Origin of the sequence: Polynucleobacter sp. 71A-WALBACH (assembly GCF_018882365.1) — a bacterium.
GTDB lineage: Bacteria > Pseudomonadota > Gammaproteobacteria > Burkholderiales > Burkholderiaceae > Polynucleobacter.
The window spans coordinates 95,788-120,823 of record NZ_JACVOP010000001.1 but is presented as its reverse complement, the minus strand read 5'-3'; the positions used below and the strand labels follow the sequence as shown (position 1 = coordinate 120,823).

Annotated in this window: 18 protein-coding genes; 4 read left to right on the top strand and 14 right to left on the bottom strand. The window is 47.8% G+C overall.

Annotated elements, in window-relative coordinates; genetic code table 11:
• Positions 1-15 precede the first annotated feature (15 nt).
• From yajC to queA, 3 genes are all read right to left on the bottom strand, one after another.
• Positions 16-342, bottom strand: coding sequence for a preprotein translocase subunit YajC (gene yajC / locus ICN42_RS00560; protein WP_216249379.1), 327 nt, complete (start codon positions 340-342; stop codon positions 16-18).
• Between the two features lie 122 nt (positions 343-464).
• Entirely contained in the window at positions 465-1,622 is a 1,158-nt protein-coding gene (gene tgt, locus ICN42_RS00555; protein WP_216249376.1) for a tRNA guanosine(34) transglycosylase Tgt, read from the bottom strand.
• Positions 1,623-1,630: 8 nt separating this feature from the next.
• Positions 1,631-2,665: a tRNA preQ1(34) S-adenosylmethionine ribosyltransferase-isomerase QueA gene (queA, locus tag ICN42_RS00550; protein WP_216249374.1), complete on the bottom strand. Its 1,035-nt coding sequence runs from the start codon at positions 2,663-2,665 to the stop codon at positions 1,631-1,633.
• A 30-nt stretch (positions 2,666-2,695) separates the two neighbouring features.
• Between queA and recG the strand changes: the two genes are divergently transcribed.
• Complete coding sequence (gene recG / locus ICN42_RS00545) at positions 2,696-4,786, top strand: ATP-dependent DNA helicase RecG (protein ID WP_216249372.1); 2,091 nt, start codon at positions 2,696-2,698, stop codon at positions 4,784-4,786.
• 48 nt (positions 4,787-4,834) lie between these two features.
• Positions 4,835-5,692 carry a 4-hydroxybenzoate octaprenyltransferase gene (gene ubiA / locus ICN42_RS00540; RefSeq protein ID WP_255539193.1) on the top strand — a complete coding sequence of 286 codons (858 nt, stop codon included), beginning with the start codon at positions 4,835-4,837 and terminating at the stop codon, positions 5,690-5,692.
• A 7-nt stretch (positions 5,693-5,699) separates the two neighbouring features.
• On the opposite strand, the gene proC is transcribed toward ubiA, so the two are convergent.
• The 5 genes from proC to ICN42_RS00515 are packed head-to-tail and all read right to left on the bottom strand — an operon-like array spanning position 5,700 to position 11,221.
• On the bottom strand, positions 5,700-6,560 hold the full coding sequence (gene proC, locus ICN42_RS00535) for a pyrroline-5-carboxylate reductase (RefSeq protein WP_216249366.1): 861 nt from the start codon (positions 6,558-6,560) through the stop codon (positions 5,700-5,702).
• Positions 6,557-7,282 (bottom strand): YggS family pyridoxal phosphate-dependent enzyme, encoded by a 726-nt coding sequence (locus tag ICN42_RS00530; RefSeq protein ID WP_216249365.1) that lies wholly within the window; start codon positions 7,280-7,282, stop codon positions 6,557-6,559. The genes proC and ICN42_RS00530 overlap by 4 nt, the downstream gene beginning before the upstream one ends.
• Positions 7,279-8,559: a glycolate oxidase subunit GlcF gene (gene glcF / locus ICN42_RS00525; RefSeq protein ID WP_216249363.1), complete on the bottom strand. Its 1,281-nt coding sequence runs from the start codon at positions 8,557-8,559 to the stop codon at positions 7,279-7,281. Before glcF ends, ICN42_RS00530 begins: the two co-directional genes overlap by 4 nt.
• 8 nt (positions 8,560-8,567) lie before the next feature.
• On the bottom strand, positions 8,568-9,716 hold the full coding sequence (gene glcE / locus ICN42_RS00520; protein WP_216249361.1) for a glycolate oxidase subunit GlcE: 1,149 nt from the start codon (positions 9,714-9,716) through the stop codon (positions 8,568-8,570).
• Complete coding sequence (locus ICN42_RS00515) at positions 9,716-11,221, bottom strand: FAD-linked oxidase C-terminal domain-containing protein (protein WP_255539280.1); 1,506 nt, start codon at positions 11,219-11,221, stop codon at positions 9,716-9,718. Before ICN42_RS00515 ends, glcE begins: the two co-directional genes overlap by 1 nt.
• A 27-nt stretch (positions 11,222-11,248) precedes the next feature.
• On the opposite strand from ICN42_RS00515, the gene ICN42_RS00510 reads away from it, so the two are divergent.
• A complete protein-coding gene (locus tag ICN42_RS00510) occupies positions 11,249-11,818 on the top strand; it encodes a cob(I)yrinic acid a,c-diamide adenosyltransferase (RefSeq protein ID WP_216249359.1) in 570 nt (189 codons plus the stop codon).
• A gap of 38 nt (positions 11,819-11,856) precedes the next feature.
• Here the strand turns inward: ICN42_RS00510 and ICN42_RS00505 are convergent, their stop codons facing one another.
• Genes ICN42_RS00505 through ICN42_RS00490 form a run of 4 tightly spaced genes read right to left on the bottom strand, consistent with a single transcriptional unit; the run spans position 11,857 to position 19,514 of the window.
• Positions 11,857-12,981, bottom strand: a complete 1,125-nt coding sequence (locus ICN42_RS00505; protein WP_216249357.1) for a 3-deoxy-7-phosphoheptulonate synthase — start codon at positions 12,979-12,981, stop codon at positions 11,857-11,859.
• 19 nt (positions 12,982-13,000) lie between these two features.
• The gene (gene tldD / locus ICN42_RS00500) at positions 13,001-14,491 is read right to left on the bottom strand and encodes a metalloprotease TldD (RefSeq protein WP_255539192.1); all 1,491 of its coding nucleotides are present in this window, start codon (positions 14,489-14,491) and stop codon (positions 13,001-13,003) included.
• 24 nt (positions 14,492-14,515) lie between these two features.
• Complete coding sequence (locus ICN42_RS00495; RefSeq protein ID WP_216249354.1) at positions 14,516-15,349, bottom strand: carbon-nitrogen hydrolase family protein; 834 nt, start codon at positions 15,347-15,349, stop codon at positions 14,516-14,518.
• A gap of 4 nt (positions 15,350-15,353) precedes the next feature.
• Entirely contained in the window at positions 15,354-19,514 is a 4,161-nt protein-coding gene (locus ICN42_RS00490) for a YhdP family protein (RefSeq protein ID WP_216249352.1), read from the bottom strand.
• 78 nt (positions 19,515-19,592) lie between these two features.
• Between ICN42_RS00490 and glnE the strand changes: the two genes are divergently transcribed.
• Positions 19,593-22,409: a bifunctional [glutamate--ammonia ligase]-adenylyl-L-tyrosine phosphorylase/[glutamate--ammonia-ligase] adenylyltransferase gene (gene glnE, locus ICN42_RS00485; protein WP_216249350.1), complete on the top strand. Its 2,817-nt coding sequence runs from the start codon at positions 19,593-19,595 to the stop codon at positions 22,407-22,409.
• A 5-nt stretch (positions 22,410-22,414) separates the two neighbouring features.
• On the opposite strand, the gene recN is transcribed toward glnE, so the two are convergent.
• Entirely contained in the window at positions 22,415-24,085 is a 1,671-nt protein-coding gene (gene recN, locus ICN42_RS00480; RefSeq protein WP_216249347.1) for a DNA repair protein RecN, read from the bottom strand.
• Positions 24,086-24,111: 26 nt separating this feature from the next.
• Positions 24,112-25,017 carry an NAD kinase gene (locus tag ICN42_RS00475; protein WP_216249344.1) on the bottom strand — a complete coding sequence of 302 codons (906 nt, stop codon included), beginning with the start codon at positions 25,015-25,017 and terminating at the stop codon, positions 24,112-24,114.
• Positions 25,018-25,036 lie beyond the last annotated feature (19 nt).

The window sequence follows — 25,036 nt, the reverse complement described above, 5'->3', positions numbered from 1 at the left end:
TTTTAAACAAGCGTATTAAGCAGACTTCAGTGAGCCCTTTGGCAATACTGTTGTGATGGCGCCTTTTTGCATCTGCACTTCAGTGCCAGCAGAAATTTCAACAGTCACTACCTGATCTTTCAATGCGGTCACTTTGCCGATGATGCCGCCAACAGTGACTACTTCGTCGCCAACAGACAAAGATTCAAGCATGGCTTTAGTTTCTTTTTGACGCTTCATTTGTGGGCGAATCATGATGAAGTACAGCACTGCAAACATCAAAATCAGGGGGAGAAAGCTCATCAAGCCACTAGAGTCTGAACCCGCGGCTGGAGCCTGGGCAAAAGCGTTACTAATCCACATACAAAACCTCCATTAATTACCAATTGAAAACTGCTTCAGTTTTAGGCTTTTAAAGCGAAGCCGTAAACCCGCAATTCTAAACTGTATGGGGCTTTGAGGGCCGATTTACTGCCCAGGGGCTATTAATCCTGTCCGGGCTCTACACCGCGTTGGCGATTTCGATGAAATTCCTCGCGATAGGCGCTAAAACGGTCTTTGGCTAGAGATTCCCTGACCTCCTCCATTAGTTGGAGGTAGTAGGAGAGATTGTGGATGGTATTGAGCTGTGATCCGAGGATCTCATTCGCCTTTTGGAGGTGATTTAAGTAGGATCTGGTGAAGTTTTTGCAGGTGTAGCACGCACAGGTAGGGTCTACAGGTCGATCATCGTCCTTGTACCCTGAGTTACGCAGCTTAAGGTCGCCAAAGCGGGTAAAGAGCCAGCCATTGCGGGCATTGCGAGTCGGCATCACACAGTCAAACATATCAATGCCCAAGCTGACGCCCAGCATCAGATCTTCTGGGGTTCCCACGCCCATTAAGTAGTGGGGCATGTGCTCAGGTAGCTTCGGGGCTGTGAAATTAAGAATGCGCTCAAATTCGGGTTTTGGCTCACCAACGGACAAGCCGCCAATAGCAATCCCATCAAAGCCCTGTTGACTGACGGCATCTAAGGACAATTCACGGAGATTTTCAAACATCCCGCCTTGAACAATGCCAAAAAGACCATTGCCTGTCTCGAGCTCGCGAAAGCGTTTCAAAGAGCGATCACCCCAGCGCACCGACATTTCTAGTGAGGCGCGTGCAGTTTTTTCTGAGGTTGCTTGTCCCTTAACTTCGTAAGGAGTGCATTCGTCAAACTGCATCGCGATATCACTATTGAGTACCGCCTGAATTTCCATCGACACCTCTGGAGACATAAATAACTTATCGCCATTGATCGGCGATGCAAAGGTCACACCTTCTTCGGAGATCTTTCTCAGCGCACCTAAGCTAAAGACCTGAAAACCACCTGAGTCCGTCAGGATTGGCTTATCCCAGGCCATAAAGCGATGTAAGCCGCCATGTTTTTTGATGACATCCAGGCCTGGTCGTAACCATAAATGAAAGGTATTGCCTAAAATAATTTGAGCTTTGGCTTCATGAAGATCCCGTGGGGTCATGGCCTTCACGGTGCCATAGGTTCCCACTGGCATAAAGATCGGCGTTTGGACGCTACCGTGAGGAAGGTCAAGCTGACCAAGGCGTGCAGGGCTGGCGGAGTCGCGTGCCAGGATATTGAAGTGAACAGGTTTTGTCATGAGCTTATTTAGTTAAGGCGGCTTAAGAACATCGCATCGCCGTAGCTAAAGAAGCGATATTCATTTTGAATAGCATGTTGATAGGCGTTGCGGATATTGTCCACCCCCGCAAAAGCGCTTACCAACATGAGCAAGGTAGATTTGGGCAGATGAAAGTTCGTCAACAAGCAATCCACGGTTTTGAAGGTATATCCAGGCGTTATAAATAAATTCGTTTCGCCGCTGGTCTGTTGGGTTTGGGCTTGACTCTCTAGGGCGCGTAAGCTGGTCGTACCGACTGCAATGACTCTGCCGCCTGCTTTGTGGGTATCTTCAATTGCCGCAATAGTTTCAGCGGGAACAGAGAACCACTCGTAGTGCATCTTGTGTTTGCTGAGATCTTCTTCGCGAACTGGGGTAAAGGTGCCTGCGCCCACATGCAGGGTAACAGTGGCCTGTTTAACACCGAGTTCACCTAGTCGCTTGAGAATGGCTTCATCAAAGTGTAGGCCCGCCGTAGGGGCTGCGACAGCGCCAGGATTCTTTGCCACAACAGTTTGATAGCGATTGGCATCCTCTTGATCTGGCTGATGCTCGATATAAGGTGGTAGAGGTAATTCACCGAAGCGCTCCAGCAAATCAAACACATTCTCAGGGAAGCGTACTTCATAGAAGCGGCCGTCATAGCCAATCATTTCTACAGGGAAGGTCTCACCCGCTTTATTGTGTACGTGAACAATGCTGCCAGTCTTAGGAGCCTTAGAGGCTCTAATTTGTACCCAAGCCTGCTTATCTCCGCTGATGCGTTCAATCAGAAGCTCTACATTCCCACCAGTCTCTTTTTTGCCGTGTAAGCGAGCGGGTATGACCTTGGTGTCATTGAAGACTAGTAAATCCCCAGGCTTAATAAGGTTAAGAATGTCCGGGAACTGCCGATCGATCATTTGGGCGGCATTACCCCTATCCGCCCTAAGTTCCAGGAGGCGACTATCCGTTCTATTTGCCAGCGGGTGCTGGGCAATTAGTTGAGGGGGGAGGTCGTAATTGAAGTCGGAAAGTTGCATAGCATTACCATCAGGTATTGGATTTTAACGATGACGACTAAGCGACCGCCAACTGCACTCGAAAAGATGGGTTTAAACAGCCCTATGGCACTTGCTTTGCATCTGCCATCACGTTACGAGGATGAGACCGAGCTCTTCACTATTGAGGAAGCCCTGGGGCTAGGGAGATTCCATTCCATTCAGACTCAGGGTGTGGTTATCCGAAATCAGGTCATGTTTCGCCCTAGACGACAGCTTTTAGTCACGATTGAGGATGACTCTGGCTCTCTCCAACTCCGTTTTCTGAATTTCTATCCTAGCCAGCAGAAGCAGATGGCTGTCGGCAGTCATGTACGGGTGCGCGGTGAGGTCCGTGAGGGTTATCAAGGCGCGGAGATGGTTCATCCCACAGTGCGCGCTGTAACACCGGATTCACCATTGCCAGCGAGTTTGACCCCGGTGTATCCAGCTAGTGCGGGAATCTCGCAAACCATTATTCGTAAGGCAGTCTTACAGGCCTTGCGTGACGCTAGTCTGAAAGAAAGTTTGGCTGAATTTTTACCGCCTAAGCTCATGGCGGAAATATTACCAACAAACGACTGGCCCCCTTTGCAAGATGCGATTGCCTATTTGCACCAACCGCCTGCGGACGCAAATACCCAATCACTGCTTGAACGTACGCATCCTGCTTGGCGCCGTGTGCAGTTTGAAGAATTGCTTGCGCAGCAGATTTCCCTAAAGCGGGCGCATGCTATTCGTAGAGAAAGGCGTGCCCCAAGTTTTGAGAAGAGTGAGCAAAAAACCAAAGCAGCAAATAAAGAAAATCTTGGTATTGAAGACGGCTTGCTTAAAGTCTTGCCTTTCGATCTGACTGGCGCTCAAACACGTGTCTGGTCTGAGATTGGGCTCGATCTATCAAATACCTTTCCAATGAATCGCTTATTGCAAGGTGATGTTGGTAGCGGAAAAACTGTGATTGCAGCCTTGGCCGCTGCCCGCGCTATGGACCATGGCTATCAAGCTGCGATCATGGCACCAACGGAAATTCTGGCGGAACAACACTATCTCAAAATGAAGGAGTGGTTTGAGCCTTTAGGTGTGAAGATTGCTTGGCTTTCGGGTAGCTTGAAAGCAAAGGAAAAAAGACTTGCACAAGAGATAATTGAAAGTGGCGATGCGCAACTTATTGTCGGCACGCATGCCCTCATTCAGGATAAGGTAAGTTTTGCGAAGTTAGGTTTAGCGGTGATTGATGAGCAACACCGTTTTGGCGTAAGACAACGTTTAGAGATTCAGCAACGGGTTGGCTCCGAATTATTTTATTGTCACCAACTCATGATGTCGGCCACTCCCATTCCTCGCACGTTGGCGATGACCTATTACGCTGATCTCGATGTTTCGGTGATTGATGAATTACCTCCGGGACGTAAACCCATTGCCACCAAAGTAGTGAAAGCAGCGCGCCGGGATGAAGTAATTAATGGCCTACATGATTGGTTGGTTAAGGGTCTACAGGCTTATTGGGTTTGCCCTTTGATTGAAGAGTCTGAAGTCCTCCAATTGCAAACAGCCGTTGAAAGTTTTGAGCAGCTCACGCAAGCTTTGCCGAATTTCAAAGTTGGTCTAGTTCATGGACGCTTAAAGAGTGAAGAGAAAGCTGCTGTGATGGCGGCTTTTAAGGCCAATGAAATTCAACTGCTAGTTGCTACTACAGTGATTGAAGTGGGTGTGGACGTTCCTAATGCAGCACTGATGGTAATTGAGCATGCCGAACGGTTTGGTTATGCGCAGATTCATCAGTTGCGGGGGCGCGTCGGGCGAGGCTCAGCCGATTCAGTTTGTATCTTGATGTATGCAGAGCCCTTATCTTTGGCTGCCAAAGAGCGGCTACAGACTTTGCGAGAAACATCAGATGGATTTGTAATTGCAGAGCGGGACTTATCACTTCGTGGCCCTGGCGAGTTGCTAGGTGCAAAGCAGTCTGGCGATGCCATGTTGCGATTTGTGGATCTTCAGCGCGATGCGTGGTTAATTGAGTTGGCACAGACCGCGGCAGAGCGCTTGCTAGCTGAGCATAGTGATCTAGTAGAAAGACATCTTGAGCGTTGGCTGGGATCTCGTACAGAATTTTTAAAGGCTTGATAATTGCGCCATGACAATTCTTGTAAATAAAGAAAGATGATTTCTCTAATGCGTAATCGTATTGTTGACTATGCCTACTTGATTCGTTTGGATAAGCCAATTGGAACTTTGCTTCTATTGTGGCCAACTTTATGGGCGCTGTGGCTAGCCAGCGGCGGTTTCCCCGAGTGGCATCTCCTCATTATTTTTACCCTAGGAACTTTTTTAATGCGTAGCGCCGGTTGCGCTATCAATGACTATGCAGATCAAGATTTTGATCGTCATGTATTGAGAACAAAGGATCGCCCCATTACGAGTGGAAAGATTTCTGGGAAAGAGGCTCTCGGAGTAGCAGCTGCTCTAGCGTTGATGGCCTTCTTGCTCATTCAACCCCTGAATGCTTTAACTAAAGAACTCTCTTTCTTTGCCTTAGCGGTCGCGATTCTCTATCCCTTTACCAAGCGCTTCTTTGCTATTCCACAAGCAGTCCTTGGTATTGCCTTTGGATTTGGGATTCCGATGGCCTATGCAGCAGTCCTCGGTTTTATCCCATTAGAAGCTTGGGTTTTATTTATCGGCAATATCTTCTGGGCCATTGCGTATGACACCGCGTATGCCATGGTTGATCGCGAAGATGATTTGCGTTTAGGTTTGCGCACCTCCGCTATTACCTTTGGACGTTTTGAGGTGCTCGCAATTGCTCTGAGTTACGGGGCACTATTTCTCAGTCAGATTTGGGTGGCTCAGCTGGCGAACCTCAATAATTACTTTTGGGTAGGCTGGTGCTTAGCTTTAGCTTGCGCTGTGTATCACCTGAAATTAGTGTCTACTCGTAAGCGCGAGGATTGCTTTAAGGCTTTTCGTCACAACAACTGGTTGGGCGGATTCCTATTTCTAGGAATCCTCTTGGGCCTTGCTCGTATTTAGCTCGCCTTCAGCTCTTTCCTAGTTCATCACCCATTGCTTTGCCACGTTGGCTGGCAGCGTCAATTGCTTTTTCAAGCGCTCCATGCCAATCGAGCTGCTTCAGCATGTCCAATGCTGCGGCTGTTGTACCACCCTTGGAGGTGACTCGTTCACGTAGTACACCTGCATGTTCATCTGAGTTATGGGCTAGCTGGGTGGCACCTTCTAGGGTCGCATAAGCTAGCTTGCGGGCAGTGGCTGCATCGAGCCCAAGCTTCTCGCCACTAGATTGCATTGCCTCTAAAAAAGCAAAAACATAGGCAGGACCACTTCCGGAGACAGCAGTAACGGCATCCATGAGTTTCTCTTCATTTACCCAGACTGCTTGGCCTACTGCACTGCAAATAGTTTCCGCTAGAGCGCGGTCAGATGTATTGACGGCAGCATCGGCGAATAGACCAGTTATGCCTTTACCAATCAGGGCTGGCGTGTTCGGCATGGCGCGAACACAACGCTCATGGTCAAGCCAACGACTCATATCTTTGAGACGAATGCCAGCGGCAATACTCAGGATCAACGGACCGGGTGAGGTGGCATGCTTAAGCTTCGCACTTAAAGACTTGGCTACAACATTAAAGTCTTGAGGCTTAATGGCCATAACTACGACATTGTTCTTTGAAAAGTCAAAAGCGATTTGATCTAAAGCACCAATGATTTGAACGCCAAAATCTTGATGTAATTGCAAGCCAGTGCTGGCATTGGCCTCGACTACAGAAAGTTGATTGGCTTCAAAGCCGTTAGATAGCAATCCACTAATTAATGCGCGGCCCATATTGCCACCGCCAATAAAGGTGATATGGGCGTTTTGGTTTATTTGTTGTGTGCTCATGCTTTTATCTTATCGCGCTTCCCAAAAATGGCGCTTCCTACACGTACCATGGTACTGCCTTCAGCGATTGCAGCTTCCATATCATCCGACATCCCCATAGAGAGAGTGTCAAAGAAATCATACCCAACATCATTACTATGCTTCGCTTTAATGCTAGCAAAGCACTCTCTGACGGCCGAAAACGCTTGGCGTTGTTGATTCACATTATCGCTAGGCGCAGGGATAGCCATCAGTCCGCGAAGAGCAAGATTAGGCAATTTGGCAATCGCATCGCAAAGTACTTCTACTTCCTCAATTGCTAAACCACTTTTTGATTCTTCTTCGCTGACATTAATTTGAACGCAAACTTGTAATTCGCCTAAGTCAGGAAATTCTCCGCGCTGGCTAGAAAGACGTTCTGCAATTTTGAGACGGTCAATACTGTGCACCCAGTCAAAATGCTCTGCCACATCACGCGTTTTATTACTTTGAAGTGGGCCAATAAAGTGCCACTCTAGCCAGGGACGTAATTTAGCGAGTTGCTGAATTTTTTCAACACCCTCCTGGACATAGTTTTCGCCAAAAGCGGTTTGGCCAGCATGCATAGCCTCCTCAATCGCCATGGTCGGAAAAGTTTTGCTCACGGCAAGCAGTTGGATATCCTCGGGCTCGCGTTTAGCCGCTAGCGCTGCTAACTCCAGTCTTTGCCTTACCAACATCAGGTTGGCAGTAACTTGACTCATTGTTTGGTTCGGTTCTGTTGGCTAATGAGTTGATCAACAATCTCGATCCAATGAAGAACTGGAGTGTCATCTTGCTGAAGATGCGTGATGCAGCCAATATTGCCAGAAACAATGACTTCTGCGCCAGACTCTTCACATGCAGTTTGGAGGTGACCTAATTTATTTTTACGCAATTGTTCAGATAACTCGGGTTGGGTTACTGAGTATGTGCCTGCGGAGCCACAGCAAAGATGACTATCGGCACAAAGGCGTACGCCAATACCAATGCCAGATAGAAGACCCTCTACCTTTCCACGAATTTGCTGACCATGTTGCAGCGTGCAGGGCGGGTGATAAACCACACCAGGTTTTGGATCAGCGCCCACTAGAGTAATAAGCTCTTCCTGAAGTGCTGGCAAGATTTCAGAAATATCTTTAGTGAGTTCGGAGATGGTCTTGGCCTTAGCCGCGTATTGCGGATCATTTGCAAATAGATGTCCGTAGTCCTTGACCATCACACCACATCCAGAGGCAGTCATCACAATCGCCTCTACACCTTGGGCAACCTGTGGCCACCAGGCATCGATATTTTGTTTGGCGTTTTCTAGGCCACCAGCTTGATCGTTGAGGTGATAGCGCAACGCGCCGCAGCAAGTGGCATTAGGTGCGCTAATCAATTGAATCTTGAGCGCATCTAAAACACGTGCAGTCGCGGAGTTAATATTTGGTAGCATGCCCGGCTGCACACAACCTTCAAGCAAAAGCATCTTGCGAGAGTGGCTGGCTTGTGGTCTGGCGTAAGGATCAGTGCTACTCGCTAAAGCTTTATTTTTTGCTTCTGGAATCTTGCGTGCGATACCAGCCGGCATGAGTGGGCGTACTAAGCGCCCCAGAGTCATTGCGGAATTAAATAACTTAGGACTGGTTAAACCTTCTTTGAGGGCCCAGCGTGTAAGGCGCTGACCAATAGGACGCTCTGGAGTATTTTCTTCTGCCCACTTGCGGCCGATATCAATCAAGTTCCCATATTGCACGCCACTAGGGCAAGTGCTTTCGCAATTACGGCAAGTCAGGCAGCGGTCTAAATGCAAACGTGTTTTTTCGGTTGGCACTTGCCCTTCTGCCATTTGCTTAATTAAGTAGATGCGACCACGAGGACCGTCTAGTTCATCACCTAAAATTTGATAAGTAGGACATGTGGCGGTACAGAAGCCACAGTGCACACATTTACCAAGAATTCTGGCTGCCTCAATACCTTCAGGGGTATTGGCGAATTGGGGGGCGAGTTGAGTTTGCATATAAAGACTTAAGGAAGACGTGAAGTAGCAAATACGCCTGCTGGATCAAAGGCGGCTCTTAGGCGTGCTTGTACTGCCTCTAAGGCAGTTGAGTGAGCTTGCTCACTCAGAAGGGTAAAGCGTGGCTTGCTTGGATCAACATTGCTTCCTTGTTTAAAACGAGTTGCATGCCCACCATTTGCATTAGCTAAAGCTTTGATGGACGCAAAGGTAGCGTCATCACTAGACGCTGCAAACCAACGTTGTTGCCCATGCCATTCCAAAACCAGGTCACTACCGATATTTTTAAGGGTCAGTGGACCGCAGGCAGCTGGAAGTGCAAGGCGATAGAGGGTGTCATCGTCCTTGAGATTGGTAAATGCAGGCAATTGTTGCTCGCGCAGTTGATGCCAGAAAGTTTGGGCAGCGTTTGGATCTAATTCTGTTGCATTGACTGCTGCACCCATGAAAGGAATGGCTGCCTTCACGGCTGCGGCTGCACCTGCCAGACGAATAGTGAGCTCACCATCACCGCCGGTTGAGCTTCCTATCCAGCAACTAGCTGAGAGTGGCAGAGGCTGGCCCGCCCATTGATTTAAAAGTTGCAGGGCGCGCGCTTGACTAATGTTGCAGCGAAGTGTTGTCGTGGCTGCTGGTCGAGGCAACACTTTTACGGAGGCCTCGAGTAATAGCGACAGGGTTCCCATAGAACCAGGTAGCAAACGAGAGACGTCATATCCTGCGACGTTCTTCATGACCTTGCCACCAAAAGATAAGTCCTGGCCTTTGCCATCCAAGATGCGTGCACCGAGAACAAAGTCGCGTAAGTTACCAACGCTAATACGGCCTGGCCCCGCTAAGCCTGCGGCAATCGCTCCACCAAACGTTGCGGAGTCACCAAAATGTGGGGGCTCAAAAGCCAGTACTTGATTCTTCTCGGCTAAAGCTGCCTCAATTTCCTTTAATGGCGTACCGGCACAAGCGGTAATCACCAGCTCTTCAGGTTGATATTCCAGGATCCCAGAGTAAGGGCGAGTGTCTAACTTAGTATATGAATTGACGTTGCCATACCAAGACTTTGTGCCACCGCCTTCAATAGATAGAGGGGTTTTATTTTTGGCTGCTGCCAGAATCTGCTCGCGAAATAAATCAATATGTAGATTATTGGACTTGGACATTAGAAGCGCTCCAATTCGGGATGCGGTAAGTTACCGCCGCTAATACGCATGCGACCATACTCAGCGCAGCGATTCAAGGTAGGAATGGCTTTATCAGGATTCAACAGTCGTTCGGGGTCAAATGCGGATTTAACGCCCCAGAAAGATTCACGTTCACCTTCACCAAATTGAACGCACATGGAGTTGATCTTTTCAATACCAACGCCGTGCTCACCAGTAATCGTGCCGTCGAGCTCAACACAGGCTTCTAAAATTTCAGTACCAAACTCCTCAGCGCGATGCCATTCTTCTTGATCGGCACCATTAAATAGAATGAGTGGATGCATATTGCCGTCACCCGCATGGAATACATTCAAGCAGGCTAGGCCATATTTCTTTTCCATACCCTGAATGCGTCTTAGCAGTGTTCCAATATTTCTGCGTGGGATAGTACCGTCCATGCAGTAGTAGTCAGGCGCTAATCGCCCGGCCGCAGGGAAAGCATTCTTTCGACCGCTCCAGAACTTCAAACGCTCAGCTTCATTCTCAGAAATCTGAATACCGCTAGCGCCCGCTTGTTCCAGCACCTTAGTCATGCGCCCAATTTCTTCTGCAACCTCTTCTGGCGTACCATCAGACTCGCAAAGAAGGATGGTTTCAGCTTCTAAGTCATACCCTGCATGAACAAATTCTTCTACCGCGCGAGTAGTCGCTTTATCCATCATTTCTAGGCCGGCAGGAATGATGCCGGCGGCAATGATGGCGGCAACCGCATCGGCACCTTTTTCAATATCGTCAAAACTTGCCATGATGACGCGTGCCAACTTAGGCTTAGCAACCAACTTAACGGTGACCTCTGTTACCACCGCAAGCATGCCTTCACTACCCATGACAATTGCTAATAAATCGAGTCCTGGAGAATCTGGTGCAAGACTTCCAAACTCCACGATTTCACCGTTCATCAAAATGCCGCGAACTTTTAATACGTTGTGAAGCGTAAGGCCATATTTAAGGCAATGCACGCCGCCGGAGTTTTCATTCACATTGCCGCCAATAGAGCAGGCAATTTGTGAGGAGGGGTCTGGGGCGTAATAGAGGCCAAGATGGGCGACCGCTTCCGAGATGGCTAGATTGCGTACGCCAGGCTGCACAACCGCAGTTCTAGTAAAGGGGTCAATGTTGATGATTTTTTTCAGCTTAGCCAGTGAGAGTACTAAACCTTGAGAAATAGGCATGGCGCCACCGGATAGGCCGGTACCAGATCCACGTGGGACGATGGGTACTTGCATTTCAAAGCAAACCTTCAGAATCTGGGCAACCTGCTCCTCAGTTTCAGGCAGGGCGACCGCCAGTGGCATGCGGCGATAGGCTGCCAGACCATCACATTCATAGGGAATCGTGTCCTCAGGCTCCCATAGCAAGGCATGCTCTGGGAGGAGGGGGCGCAAGGCCGATACCAATTTGGATTGAAGGGCGGTAATAGCCGCGAGTTCGGGGGGTGGGGTCACCATATTCATAGGAATCATTTTAGCCATTTACCTATAATTAGTTTTATGGGAAATCGACTTTCAAAAATAGCCACCAGAACTGGTGATGCGGGCATGACTGGGCTTGGTGACGGTAGCCGAGTGGAAAAGGATCATTTGCGCATCTGCGCCATGGGCGATGTGGATGAATTGAACTCCGAAATCGGTGTTTTGATGACCGAATCCATTCCTGAAGCTATTGCCGATGAGTTCAAGGCCTTATTTTTGCAGGTGCAGCATGACTTATTTGATTTGGGTGGTGAGCTCTGTATCCCCAATTACACCTTGCTCAAACCTGAGCAGGTAGCCCAGTTAGATATTTGGCTGGAAAAATACAACGCGACTTTACCGCCTTTAACTGAATTCATTCTTCCGGGTGGTACTCGCGCAGCTGCGCAGGCGCATGTCTGTCGTACGGTATGTAGACGTGCCGAAAGATCGATTGTGCGTTTGGGTTGGGAAGAGCCGTTATACGATGCTCCACGTCAATACGTCAATCGCCTGTCCGATCTTTTGTTTGTATTGGCGCGTGTACTCAATCGTGGTGCAGGTGGTCAAGATGTTTTGTGGAGGCATGAAAAAAAAGAGACTAAATAAATTAGTCTCTTTTGATAATGCAGTCGCGTTTTACTTTTTTACTTCTTTGTTTTTCTGCGATTCTTCACTGCCAAAGCTAAGCGCTGCAACACATTCACTGAATCTTCCCAGTTAATACAAGCATCAGTAATACTTTTTCCGTATTCCAACTTGCTTGGATCGTCTTTGCCGGGTGAGAATTTTTGCGCACCATCATTGAGGTGGCTTTCAATCATCACACCAAAAATTTGATGTGATCCAGATTCAATTTGCTCGGCAATATTTTCTGCCACAACAATTTGGCGCTCATGTTTTTTGCTGGAGTTCGCATGGGATAAGTCAACCATCAAACTGGCTGGAAGCTTGGCAGCTTCTAGCTCAGAGCAGGCTGCTTGAACATATTGAGCTTCATAGTTAGGCTCTTTGCCACCACGCAAAATAACGTGACAATCTTTATTGCCTTTAGTTTCCACAATAGAAACTTGACCATTTTTGTGTACTGATAAGAAATGGTGTGGGCGACTGGCTGCCTGAATAGCATCAGTCGCAATCTTGATATTGCCGTCGGTGCCATTCTTAAATCCGATTGGCGCGGAGAGGCCTGAAGCGAGTTCACGGTGAACTTGACTCTCGGTTGTTCGTGCTCCAATAGCGCCCCAAGAAATGAGGTCGGCAATATATTGTGGAGAAATGACATCCAAAAATTCACTACCTGCAGGCATACCAAGGCGATTAATTTCCATCAACACTTGACGGGCAATTCGTAAACCTTCTTCAATACGATAGCTCTCATCTAGGTATGGGTCATTAATCAAACCTTTCCAACCAACAGTCGTACGAGGTTTTTCAAAATAGACGCGCATCACGATTTCGAGTTCACCGGCAAAACGATCGCGTTCCGCTAGCAGTCGTTGGCAGTACTCTAAAGCCGCACGGGGATCATGAATCGAGCAAGGTCCGATGATGACGAGTAAACGATCATCTTTCCCATGAATGATGTCGCGAATCTTTTTACGTGTTTTGCTGATGAGCGCTTCAATAGGGGTTCCCGAGATTGGGAAGAAGCGTATCAAATGCTCTGGTGGTGGCAGAACAGTAATGTTATGAATGCGTTGATCGTCTGTGTCTGACGTTTTGTCGACGGCAGCGTACCAGTTTGCGGGATTAGTATTTTGTTGGCTCATACGGCTATTTTAAGCCGTATTAAGCGGTTCCCCCGACAGTCAGGCTGTCGATACGTAAAGTTGGCTGCCCAACACCCACTGGGACACTCTGACCTTCTTTGCCACAAACCCCGATGCCACCGTCTAATTTCAGGTCATTTCCAATCATAGAGACCTGTTTTAGGGACTCTGGGCCGCTACCTATGATAGTGGCGCCTTTAACGGGGTATTGAATTTTGCCGTTTTCTACCCAATAGGCTTCCGAGGCTGAAAACACGAATTTTCCGCTAGTAATGTCGACTTGGCCGCCTCCAAAGTTCACTGCGTAAAGGCCACGTTTAATACTGGCGACGATTTCCTGAGGATCATCCTTGCCGGCCAACATGTAGGTATTGGTCATGCGAGGCATAGGTAGGGAGGCAAAACTCTCACGCCGACCGTTGCCCGTCAGGGGCATATTCATGAGTCTGGCATTGAGACTGTCTTGAATGTAACCCTTCAAAATACCATCTTCAATCAGGGTGGTGCACTGGGTCGGTGTGCCCTCATCATCGATATTAAGCGAGCCGCGCCGACCAGAAAGTGTTCCGTCATCTACTACAGTGACGCCTTTAGCGGCAACACGCTGCCCAATGCAACCAGCGAAAGCGGAAGAGCCTTTACGATTAAAGTCACCCTCAAGGCCATGGCCTACCGCTTCGTGCAATAGCACTCCTGGCCATCCTGGCCCCATTACCACTGTCATTGGACCAGCTGGAGCAGCGCGAGAATCTAGATTGATCAGCGCGCCATCAACGGCTTCATCAACATATTGATTGATGAGTTCAGTATTGAAGTAGTGGTAATCATGACGAGCGCCACCGCCAGAAGATCCAGATTCTCGACGACCATTCTGCTCGGCAATCACATGAACTGATACCCGCACTAGTGGGCGTACGTCAGCAGCCAATAAACCATCCGCTCTGACTACTAGTACGACATCAAACTCGCCAGCTAAGCTAGCCATGACTTGAATGATGCGCGGATCACGTGCTTTTGCGCGCCGCTCAATACCTTCAAGCAATCTAATCTTTTCTTGTGGAGCAAGCGAATCTAAGGGGTTTAAGTCTGAGTAGAGCTCGTTGGAGATAGGCGTAAATATTTTGCTAGCAACAGCACGCGTCCCACCTTGTGGACCAATAACGCGAGTAGATTTAGCGGCCTTGTTTAAGGCTTCTAAATTAATTTCATCGGAGTAAGCAAAGGCAGTTTTGTCGCCATAAATCGCACGCACACCAACGCCCTGGTCAATACTGAAGCTACCCGATTTCACAATACCTTCTTCCAAACTCCAGCTTTCACTGCGGGTGTGCTGGAAGTACAGATCAGCATCATCGAGCTGGTGCGTAAACATATTGCCAAAGGTGTGGTGCAAATCTTGTTCAGAGAGACCGGTGGGCTCAAGCAGGATAGATTTAGCCAGCTTGATAAGGTCAGCTTGTTTCTTGGGCTTAGTCCAATCACTTGGAAATAATGCTTCTGGTGCTCTCATCTTGATTTTGCTGAACTTTCTTGGTTAAAGCTTGCGGTGTTTTAGTGCGGGTAACTTAGAGCGTACCTCTTTTAATTTATCTTTGCTGAGTGTGCCTTGAATAAATCCCTCACCCTCAGGAAGCATGCTCAATATCTCCCCCCAAGGGTCAATGAGCATGCTTTCGCCCCAAGTACGTCGTTGATTGAGGTGGAGGCCACCTTGTGCTGAAGACATGACATAGCATTGGTTTTCAATAGCGCGAGCGCGCAGCAGAATTTCCCAATGATCTTTGCCCGTAGTGTAGGTAAACGCAGCTGGAATGATGTGGCAATCAACCTGTCCAAGGGCGCGGTATAGCTCTGGAAAGCGTAAGTCATAACAAATACTTAAGCCGAGACACCAATCAACTTTATTAATATTAATAGTGACTTTACCCGGTTGATTGCCTGCTGCAATAGTCTCGGATTCTTCATAGCGCTCTGTTTCAGTCTGAAATCCAAATAAATGAATTTTGTCGTAGCGAGCGATTTGCTGGCCTTGAGGATTAAATACTAGGGAGGAATTAAGAACTTTATTAGATTCTTTAGCTTCCAGAGGGATAGTGCCGGCAACTAGGAAAATATGGTTATCTTGTGCCATCGCAGCAAGGCGCTCTTGAATCGGGCCAGATCCAGCAACTTCTCGGGCATTTACCTTATCGGTATCTTTTAACCCCATTAAGCAGAAATATTCGGGCAGCACAGCAAGCTGAGCCCCGCGAGCTGCGGCTTCTTTAACCAAACGCGCAGCTACTTCGAGATTCTCATCGAGGCTGGGGGTCGACACCATTTGTATCGATGCCATATTGAGTTCAGAGGTATTGGTTGCCATATTCATCTATTTAGCCTGGCATTTGGATGGAGTTGCTTTGGTTCACAGGTGGACTTGTAGGAGCGGAATTTGGTGCGCTAGGTTTCGTTTGCTCTTTCAAAAGATTTTTGGTGCGAATCGTTTCTAAGGTTTTGGCGTCGAGAGGTTGACCCTTCTGATCGAGCGGAATCACTTCTGGATTTTCCCAGGAGCCCTGAACTAAATAATCGGTCTGCATAGTGCGATTAATTTGATTGGTAATGAGGTACTGACCCAAGACCGCTCCTAGGCCAATGATGGGGTTGATCGCAAATGCCGCTAGGGAACCAGCAGTCGCATCAATAGTAGGGAATATGGTGATACGCAAATCTTGAGTTTCTTTGGGGATATCGATTTGACCCGTCATCGCGACACGCGCTTGGTCCAGAATCATCGTGAATTGTTTAGTCTGTGCAATTCCTTGCGTGATTTCAAAGTTGCTATTAATTGAGTTAAAGGGTGTGCCCTTAGTCGCCAAATTACCTAAACTGCCTTTCAGGTCCAAGGTTGCAAACCTAAATAAACTTTGTAGACTCAGAACGTCCAGGAGCTTCGCGCCATCAGTATTGACTTCGAGCAAGCGACCTTTGGCAAGTTCAAGAGTGACATCGCCAGTCAGAGAGTCATAGGCTGGAGAAAATAGTGGCCCAGACCAAGAGAGTGAAGCATTAAGCTTACCTACGCCACCCTCTACTGGCTTAGCACTAGTCCAGTGAGTAATAATTTGGCCCGCATCCTTGATATTCATGTCCACAGTGACAGAGCTCTGTTCCGCAGTGTTTTGAGTGCGGGCACTCCATTGACCTTTAATTGTGGAGCTGCCTTGCGGATTGTTAACCTGAATAGATTCGACCCGCATCAGGTCCTGACTCGTTTTAGATTTGATTTTTACAGAGCCTAGTTGAGCTTTCGTCCAACTTAAGTCATCGATCGCTAAATCTAGGCTGGGTATGGCATTTGGGCTAACAGGGGTCTTGAGGGCGCTTGGTTTTGGTGGAGCGCCTTCTTTGGAAGGTAAGTTTGGCGGGGTACGTTGGTCCGGTACTTTCAGGCGCGCCAGTCTTCCAGAAATGAATCCACTAGGGTGATCGCCGCCGCTAGGATTCCATTGCACTTGACCAGCAATTTGAGGTGAATTTAATCTCAGCTGCCAAGCCATATTTTTTTTCTGCGACTGGATGTTGACATCGAGCCACTCCCGATCCAAGGCAATCAATTTTTTTACCTGAGCTGAAATTTGAATATCTTGTTCGGGAGCATCTGATTTATTCGTTTCACTCTTCAGCTTTCCTGGGTCCAAAAACTCCACCCATTGATCAAGGTCCAGCTCATTGCTTGCTAAGTGCAATGCAATGCCTTGTGGCGGCAATGGTGCCGACGACCCAATACCTAGTGCATTTTTTACTTCGCCAGTAGCATTGAGATTGCCTTGAATGAAATATTGATCCCCTAATTTTCCAGACCAATCCGCGCGCACTGGATTATTTTTATTAGCTGCGTAAGTTTTTAGGTTGAGCTCGCCCATCATGGGAGTTCCTGCTAATTTCTTGGCAGGAACTGGGGCAGAGCTTGCCCAATTACGCAAATCAAACTTCAGATTGGTTTGACTTCCGACTTTATTAAAATTGATCAAGCCTTCGTACTTGGCTGAACCGCTCATCGCGGTAAGTAGCGCTGGTTGGGTTCGAGATTTTAAATTTCCTGAAACATAATCTTTGATAAAGCTGGCATTGATGTCGCCTCCAATGTTAAAGCTGGTATTTCCTGCTGCAGCGGATGCACTTGAAATCTTGAAGGCACCACCCAAAAAGTTTGCAGTGACATTTTCAAATTCTGGATTGACCTCAGTAATTCGAATCTTTCCCTTTAAATTTTCCAGAGGGGGGATGCTCCCCCATTGAGCCTGATTTCCTGGCAGGGTAATTTTTGCATCAAAGTTGGCATCATCATTTCCGGATAGAGGAATCTTTAAATCAAGATCCAGATTAATTGGACCCTTTAAGCTCAAATTCTTTGCCACGCTGGTTTGTTGAATGCCTACAGGGGATGCGAATACATACTCTAGGATTTCAGAGCCATCACCAGCAACTGATCCATTGATAAGTAGGTTAAGGTGTTTAGCGCTGAGATTAGGGATTTGTGATTTGACATTCGTAAGAGCTACTTTTTTGTAGCTGGCTTTATCAATATCAATATTGAGAGTCGCTTGCTTCATATCGATATTGCCGCTGACATTGCTAAATGCTTGCCAAATCCCTTGGTTTCTTGGAAGCAAGGGTGCTGGCTTAAAGGTAGCTTTTGAAATAGGTAAATGGAGTGTGAGCTCGCCAACCGTTCCTGTTGGGAAGGGGACTTGGTCGGGATCTCCTTTAATGTGGAGGGAGCCGTTTTGAATTTCTCCTGCTTCGAATGCCTTGCTGAGAAATTGCCTAGTTTCTTTATCAATATTGACGGGTAGGTAGCGATATGCTGTTGCTAAATTAGCTTTAACAAACTCCATATCTAATGTCATTTGATCAGGCTGTTTGGGGCCGCCAATCAGATAGCTTAGGTCAAAATTAGTAGTGATGTCAGAGTTGCTCAGTTGCAATTTCTTGGCATTGATGAGCCAGCCACTTTTTTGCTTAGACCATGTAATGTCACCTTTCGCACGGTCTAGTTGAATTTCGGAGGCTGATAAAAAATCACTCATCTCCAGCTCAAGATTGTTGGAATCCAGCGTGAAGTTGCCTTGCTTCTGGTTGCTTACTAGGTTGCCAGATAAATGCGAGGCTGAGGGCATGGATTTGTTTACCCCGGTGAAGCTAATGTCATTGAGTTTTGCGCTAATAGTGAAGTCGAGCTTGCTGGAAGAAAACCAATTTCCCGGGATTGGTAAAGCCGATAGGGCGGATTGGCTTTCGGACCAATTCATTTCCAAATTCTGTAGCTCGCCATCCGCCTCAGAAATCTTGATCCATTGATGAATCTTTTTTGGTAGAGGAAGATTGAGCGCGAAGAGTGCAATATCTTCCACTTGTATTTTTGGTGATGAGAAACCGAACTCTTTAATCTCACCACCATCTTTTGTTGGCCGCCAACGGAAAGTAACTGGGCTTAATTTTTCAAGTGGTGCAGTCTTCGGACTGTCGATATTGCGCCATGCCAAAGTTTTCGTGGTGATAGAGTTAAGACCGCCATCTGTCTCTTGTACTAGATTGGTTTCTAGTCTGCCGAACTCAATGGGATCCTCATCTTTATTTAATTGGACTCTGAGGTTATCGGCTGTTAAAGACATTTGTCCACCATTGGCCTTGCCAGCGTCGAGCTTCAGACTACCCTTAGAGTTGAGCTTGCCACCGAGGTCGTAGAGTGGAAGACTGAGATCTTTAGAGGTTTGGTCGAGATTCAGTTCAGCTAGGTCCCATGAAAAACTACCCACCCAATCACGCCAATCACCAGCTTGTCCGCCAAGGTGGTGCACAAAGTCGACCTCAAGTTTGATTGGGTTTGGACTCCAAGGGGTTAGGGTGACTAGTTGACCTTCATGACTGCGAATGCCATTTTTTAGGTGGAGACTCTGAATATCAACAGAGGTCTTTAGCTTTCGACTGTGTTGGTCTTCCCAAAAAATTTTGGCATTGTTAATCTGAATATCGCTTTGAGACAGTAACCAGTTCTGTGTCGCAAAATCATCGGCCTCGCTATGTATTGGAATTCCGGCAATGGATACCGCACCCTTTGCATCTCGTTGTGCGTAGAGCTGAACCTGGTCAAATGTGATCTCATGAAAATAAGGGGCTAAATGATAAAAAGATAGCCAACTGAGTTGCCCGTTAATGTTTTGAATGAGCAGGGGCGGGGTGGAAGCGCTTTCATTGTTGAAGCGCAATCCCTCAATCGAAAAGCTTGGGCGAATTCCAGTCCAAGAAACTTGCACCTTATCCATCGTAACCTTAGTGCCCAAACGAGCGCTCATTAAGCGCTCTAAGGTAGGTTTCGATTTCTCAATCTGAGGCCATAAAATAAAACGCACGCCAAGATGACCAAATACAAAAAAAGCCACGGTGATACCGGCAAGGATTAGGGCACGCTTACGCCAACGACCGCCAGAATCTGGAGGACGTTTTTGAAGCACGCTCTGCAGGCGAGTCCGGATGATATTTCGAAGCATGAGCTCTATTATCCGTCAGCCATTGGGTGAGCGCCAAGCTTCTGAGGTTTGAGTCTAGAGTCGGATTAAGATGGAGTTATGACCGATTTTGCCGCCCAAATTGAATTTTTAAAGCAGCATTCCAGCTATGCTCAACGTTGGCTCAATTCTCGCCCTGAATGGCTGGAGTGGCTTCAGTCCCAGAGTACTTTTAAAGTGGATATCGCTGGAATTAGGGGTTTATTAACGCCCTGCCAGGATGCATTAGCTATTCCAGAGCAGAATGAGGCTCAATTTATGGCAGATCTGAGGCTAGCGAGACAGCGCCTCATGCTCTGGATTGCCTTTCGAGATCTGAACGGTATGGCCGATCTTAGTGAGGTGACGCACGCATTGAGTCATTTTGCGGAAGAGGCAGTTGCCCTTTCCATTGCGTATATTCGCGCAGATCTTCAGCGTCGTTTTGGTCTACCTTGGAGTTCAGTGACGGACTCAGAGATGCCCTTGATGGTTGTGGGTATGGGTAAGTTGGGGGGTCTAGAGCTCAATCTTTCCTCTGATATTGACCTTATCTTTTTATACGAGCATGAAGGTGATACTCAGGGCGGACCTAAGAGTTTGTCTTATCACGAGTGGTTTACGCGCATGGGTAAGCGTCTGATCAAACTATTAGCAGAGCATGATGCGAATGGTTTTGTATTCCGGGTGGATATGCGCCTAAGACCGAATGGGGATTCTGGCCCTCTGGTATGTAGTCTTGACATGTTAGAAGAGTATCTATTGGTGCAGGGTAGGGAGTGGGAGCGTTACGCTTGGATCAAAGGTAGATTAATTTCACCCCTGCCTGATTCACCTGCCTTTGCCTATTGCGAACGTGAGCTTGACCAACTCATTCGCCCGTTCGTGTATCGCCGACATTTGGATTACGGCGTGATTGCCTCTATCCGTGAATTGCATGCGCAGATACAGCATGAAGCTGAGAAGCGCTCATCCAACCATCATGGTCGATCCAGAGACATTAAGTTAGGCCGTGGGGGTATTCGTGAAATTGAATTCTTAGCGCAAATGTTTCAGTTGATGCGTGGTGGTACAGATCCCCGCTTTCGTATTCGCCCCACCCTTAAAGTATTGGAGCTGGTGAAGCAGCAAGGAATTTTGCCGGCCGATGAAGTCGAGGATCTAAAGGCGGCTTATGTTTACTTGCGTCGCTTAGAGCATCGCATACAGGTGTGGGAGGATCAGCAGACGCACTATTTACCAGAAGATGAAGGTGCTCGGATTCGCTTGGCGGAAAGTATGGTTGGCCCTGATCGTGTTCAAGAGAAGGCCGCATTTTTGCCCGAGCTCGACAAACATCAAATGGCAGTAGCTCAGTATTTTGAAAAAGCTTTTGTGCTGGACGATTCCGCACGCCTAGACAATACCTCCTTACCCGCAGGATGGGAGCCTGATAGCACGCTCTTCCCAGAGTCTGCGGCTCGTTGGGTGGCTTGGGCCGATAGCTCTAAGCAAAGACAGCTATCTGAGAAAAGCAGGATCATTTTTAATAACTTGATTCGTAAAGCTGCGGATAGCCTACAAGTAGATCAGCCTGCTGCAATTAGTGCGGACCAAACTTTACTGCGCTTTTTTGATATGTTGGAGGCGGTTGCTCGGCGTAGTGCTTATTTATCTATTCTTTCTGAATATCCACAGGCGCTATCCAATGTATTGGCTTTACTCAAGGCATCGCAATGGGGTGCGGAATATTTAACTAGGCACCCCCATTTGTTAGATTACTTACTCAACTCGCGCACTGAAAAGGCCTTGATTGAGCATCCAGAACAATATTGGCAAGAAGTAAAAGCCACTCTAGAAATGCGGCTTGATGATGTGATGGCGGATGGTGATGGCTCAGAGCAGGCAATGGATATCTTGCGTATTACCCATCACACCGAAACCTTTATTACTTTATTGGCGGATTTAGGAATTGGTGTTGATCACGAGCTTTCCGTTGAGAAAGTCAGTGATCATTTATCTGCTTTAGCCGACTTAATATTAGAGACTACCTTCGAGCGTGTTTGGCCTAGTGTGGTTAAAAAATTTAGCTTATCTGTAGATGCAAAAGCACCTTTTGCGGTGATCTCTTATGGAAAGCTGGGTGGTAAAGAGTTGGGGTATGCGTCTGACTTAGACCTGGTATTTTTGTATCAAGCAGAAGAAACCGATTTTGCGGCTCAAGAAATTTACGCTTTACTCGCCAAGCGCATGATTAATTGGTTAACCGCCTATACATCTGCCGGCAGCCTGTTTGAAATCGACACCCGTCTTCGTCCAAATGGCTCTGCTGGATTTTTAGTGACCAATGCTAATGCGTTTAAGAAATATCAACTGCGTGAGGGGGATAACGCGGCATGGGTGTGGGAACATCAAGCCCTAACGCGAGCTAGGTGTTCTGCGGGCAGTAAATTAGTTGGAAAGTTCTTTGATGATGTGCGTTTTGAGGTTTTAAGTCAGAAGCGCGATGTTGATCAATTGCGCCATGAGATTTTAGAAATGCGTCGCAAGGTTCATGCTGGACATCCAAACCCCAGTCCTGATTTTGATTTAAAGCACGATGCTGGCGGCATGGTTGATATTGAATTTATTGTGCAGTTTTTAGTTCTGGCATTTTCAAATAGTCACCCGCAACTTATTGGTAACTTGGGGAATATCGCCTTACTGCGGATTGCGGGAGAGGTGGGGTTAATTCAAGCCTCGATAGCCCAAGAGGTAGGGGATGCCTATCGCCTGCTCCGAGCTCGTCAACATCGCTTACGTTTAGATGGCGCGGAAAAGACGCGGGTAGATTTAGGGCTTGAGCCTCAACTAGTTCAAGCAAGAGAAGCGGTGTTGGCTTTGTGGCAAGAGATATTTCTTGCCCCTTCGGATGTTTGAAAAACTTAGTTTTGCTCTAACAGTTCTCGAGCATGACGACGCGTAGTGTCAGTGATAGTTGCTCCGCCCAGCATGCGAGCAATTTCTTCTACTCGCTCAGACCTGCCTAGAGGCGTGACTTGGGAAAGGGTTTTATCCCCCGCCTGAGATTTACTCACCTTAAGATGGTGATTGCCTTGCGCCGCCACTTGTGGCAAATGGGTGACGCAGAGAATCTGATGTGACTCGCCAAGTTGACGCAACAATTTTCCAACTGTCTCGGCAACCGCTCCCCCGATACCCGCATCTACCTCATCGAATATGAGCGTGGGTGTAAATGACGCTTTGCTGGTGATTACGCTAATGGCTAAGCTAATGCGAGCCAGTTCACCGCCAGAGGCTACTTTTGCTAATGAGCGTGGGGTGCTACCAGCGTGGCCCGCAACCAGAAATTCAATTTGTTCGAGACCATGAGCACCCCCTTCGGCTAGAGGCAGCAAAGCGATTTCGAGCTGTCCGCCTGCCATCGACAAGTCCTGCATTGCGGTAGTCACTTGCTTGCCTAAATCCAGCGCAGCTTTGCTACGTTTTTGTGAGAGCTGCTTTGCTTGCTTGAGATAGGCGAGCTCTTCTTGCTTCACTTTCTCGCGTAAAGCTTCCATATTTTGAGAGGCAGTCAATGCCTCTAAACGTTCAGTAGTGTCTAGTAGTAGTTTTGGCAAGCCATCTGCTTCGGTACGGTATTTTCTGGCCGCGCCATGGAGTGCTTGCATACGCTCCTCAACTTCACTGAGGCGCGCTGGATCTAAATCCAGTTTTTGTAAATAGCGGTTGAGACTATGAACTGCTTCATCTATCTGAATTTGTGCCGACTCTAGTGCTTGGCTGATATCGCTCAGTGCAGAGTCATGTTCCGCTAATGCGCTCATATTGGCGCTAGCTTTAGAAAGAGTGGACTCTACAGAGTTGTCAGCATCGCTCAGAACTTCAATTGCTTCTTGGCAGCCACTAATAATTTTTGCGCCATTCGCTAGGCGAGCATGCTCTCCTTGAATAGCGGCCCATTCACCTTCTTGTGGGGAGAGCTCGGTGAGCTCCTCTAGCTGCCACTCTAGGCGATCACGTTCTCGCTCAACATCTTGACCAGCATTTTCAGCTTGGTCTAGTCTGTGACGCGATTCATTCAGTGTTTTAAATAATTGCGAGACCTCAATAACAAGATCCATGTGATTGGCATGGCGATCCAGTAGTTCACGCTGGGCACCACCTTTAAGTAATAGTTGATGCGCATGTTGTCCGTGAATATCTACTAGCTGATCGCCCGCTTCACGGAGTTGTGCCAAAGTTGCCACGCTGCCATTAATGAAAGCGCGGCTTCGACCATTTGCCTCTACAGTTCTTTTGAGAAGCAGGCTTTGTCCTTCATCCTCAATCGGAAAGCCTTGCTCATCAAGCCATTGATTGAAGTGCTGAATTTGCTGTTGATCAATTCGAAAGTGGGCGCTGATTTCAGCGCGATTACACCCCTCACGGATTTGGCTGCTATCCGCACGTTCACCCAATACAAGACTGAGTGCATCCAAGAGGATAGATTTGCCGGCACCCGTTTCACCAGTCAGGACTGTGAAGCCCGAGGAAAGGTCTAGCTCTAGCTGGTCAACAATGACAAAGTCGCGAAGCGATAGGGTTTGAAGCATGCCTTAGAGTACCAAATAATTCGACATCAGAATGTCGATGGATACTCATTCCAATGTAACTTCTCTCGCAAGGTTTTGTAGTCACTATGACTGCGAGGATGAAGTAGGGTGATTGTTTTTTCAGATTGACTGACTTCAATTGTGTCGCCTGATTGCAAGTGAGTTTGTGATTGCATATCAAAGTTCACAATCACTTCTCTGCCATCTACGACCTCGATACTCACCACAATATCTTGTGGCAATACGATAGGGCGATTGGATAAAGAGTGCGGCGCAATTGGCGCCAACAGAATCCCTGCCACCCGTGGATGCAAAATAGGTCCACCAGCAGAAAGGGCGTAAGCAGTTGAGCCCGTCGGTGTTGACACAATCAATCCATCAGAGCGTTGGTTATACATAAATGAGCCGTTAACGCGCACTGCGAGCTCTACCATTCCAGAGATTCCAGAGCGATTGACTACAACATCATTTAAGGCGAGTGCTTGATTAATCTTTTTGCCATTGCGCATGACCACCGCATCCAGCAAGGTTCTAGTGTCTGCTTCGTATTCACCGGCAATAATTTGCGGTAAGACAGTCTGGACATTCTGAATAGGGATGTCGGTCATATAGCCCAAGCGGCCCATATTGATGCCAACTAGAGGGACATCACTCCCAGCCAGCTGACGTCCAATCCCGAGCATCGTGCCATCACCGCCCAAAACAACTGCCAAATCAATGGCGTCGGCGAACTCCTCAACCTTTTTAATAGGGTAGGCAGTTAGCCCAAGATGGCTGGCGGTAGCGCTTTCAACATAGACTTCGCAGCCTTGCTGGCTTAGTAGTATCGCCAGGTCGTTGAGGCGTTCCTGCATGCCGTCAGCCTGATATTTACCGACAAGCGCAACCCGGCTAAATGCCTTTTTGCTGGAATTTGGGGATGGGCTTAACATATAACGATTAAACCATACG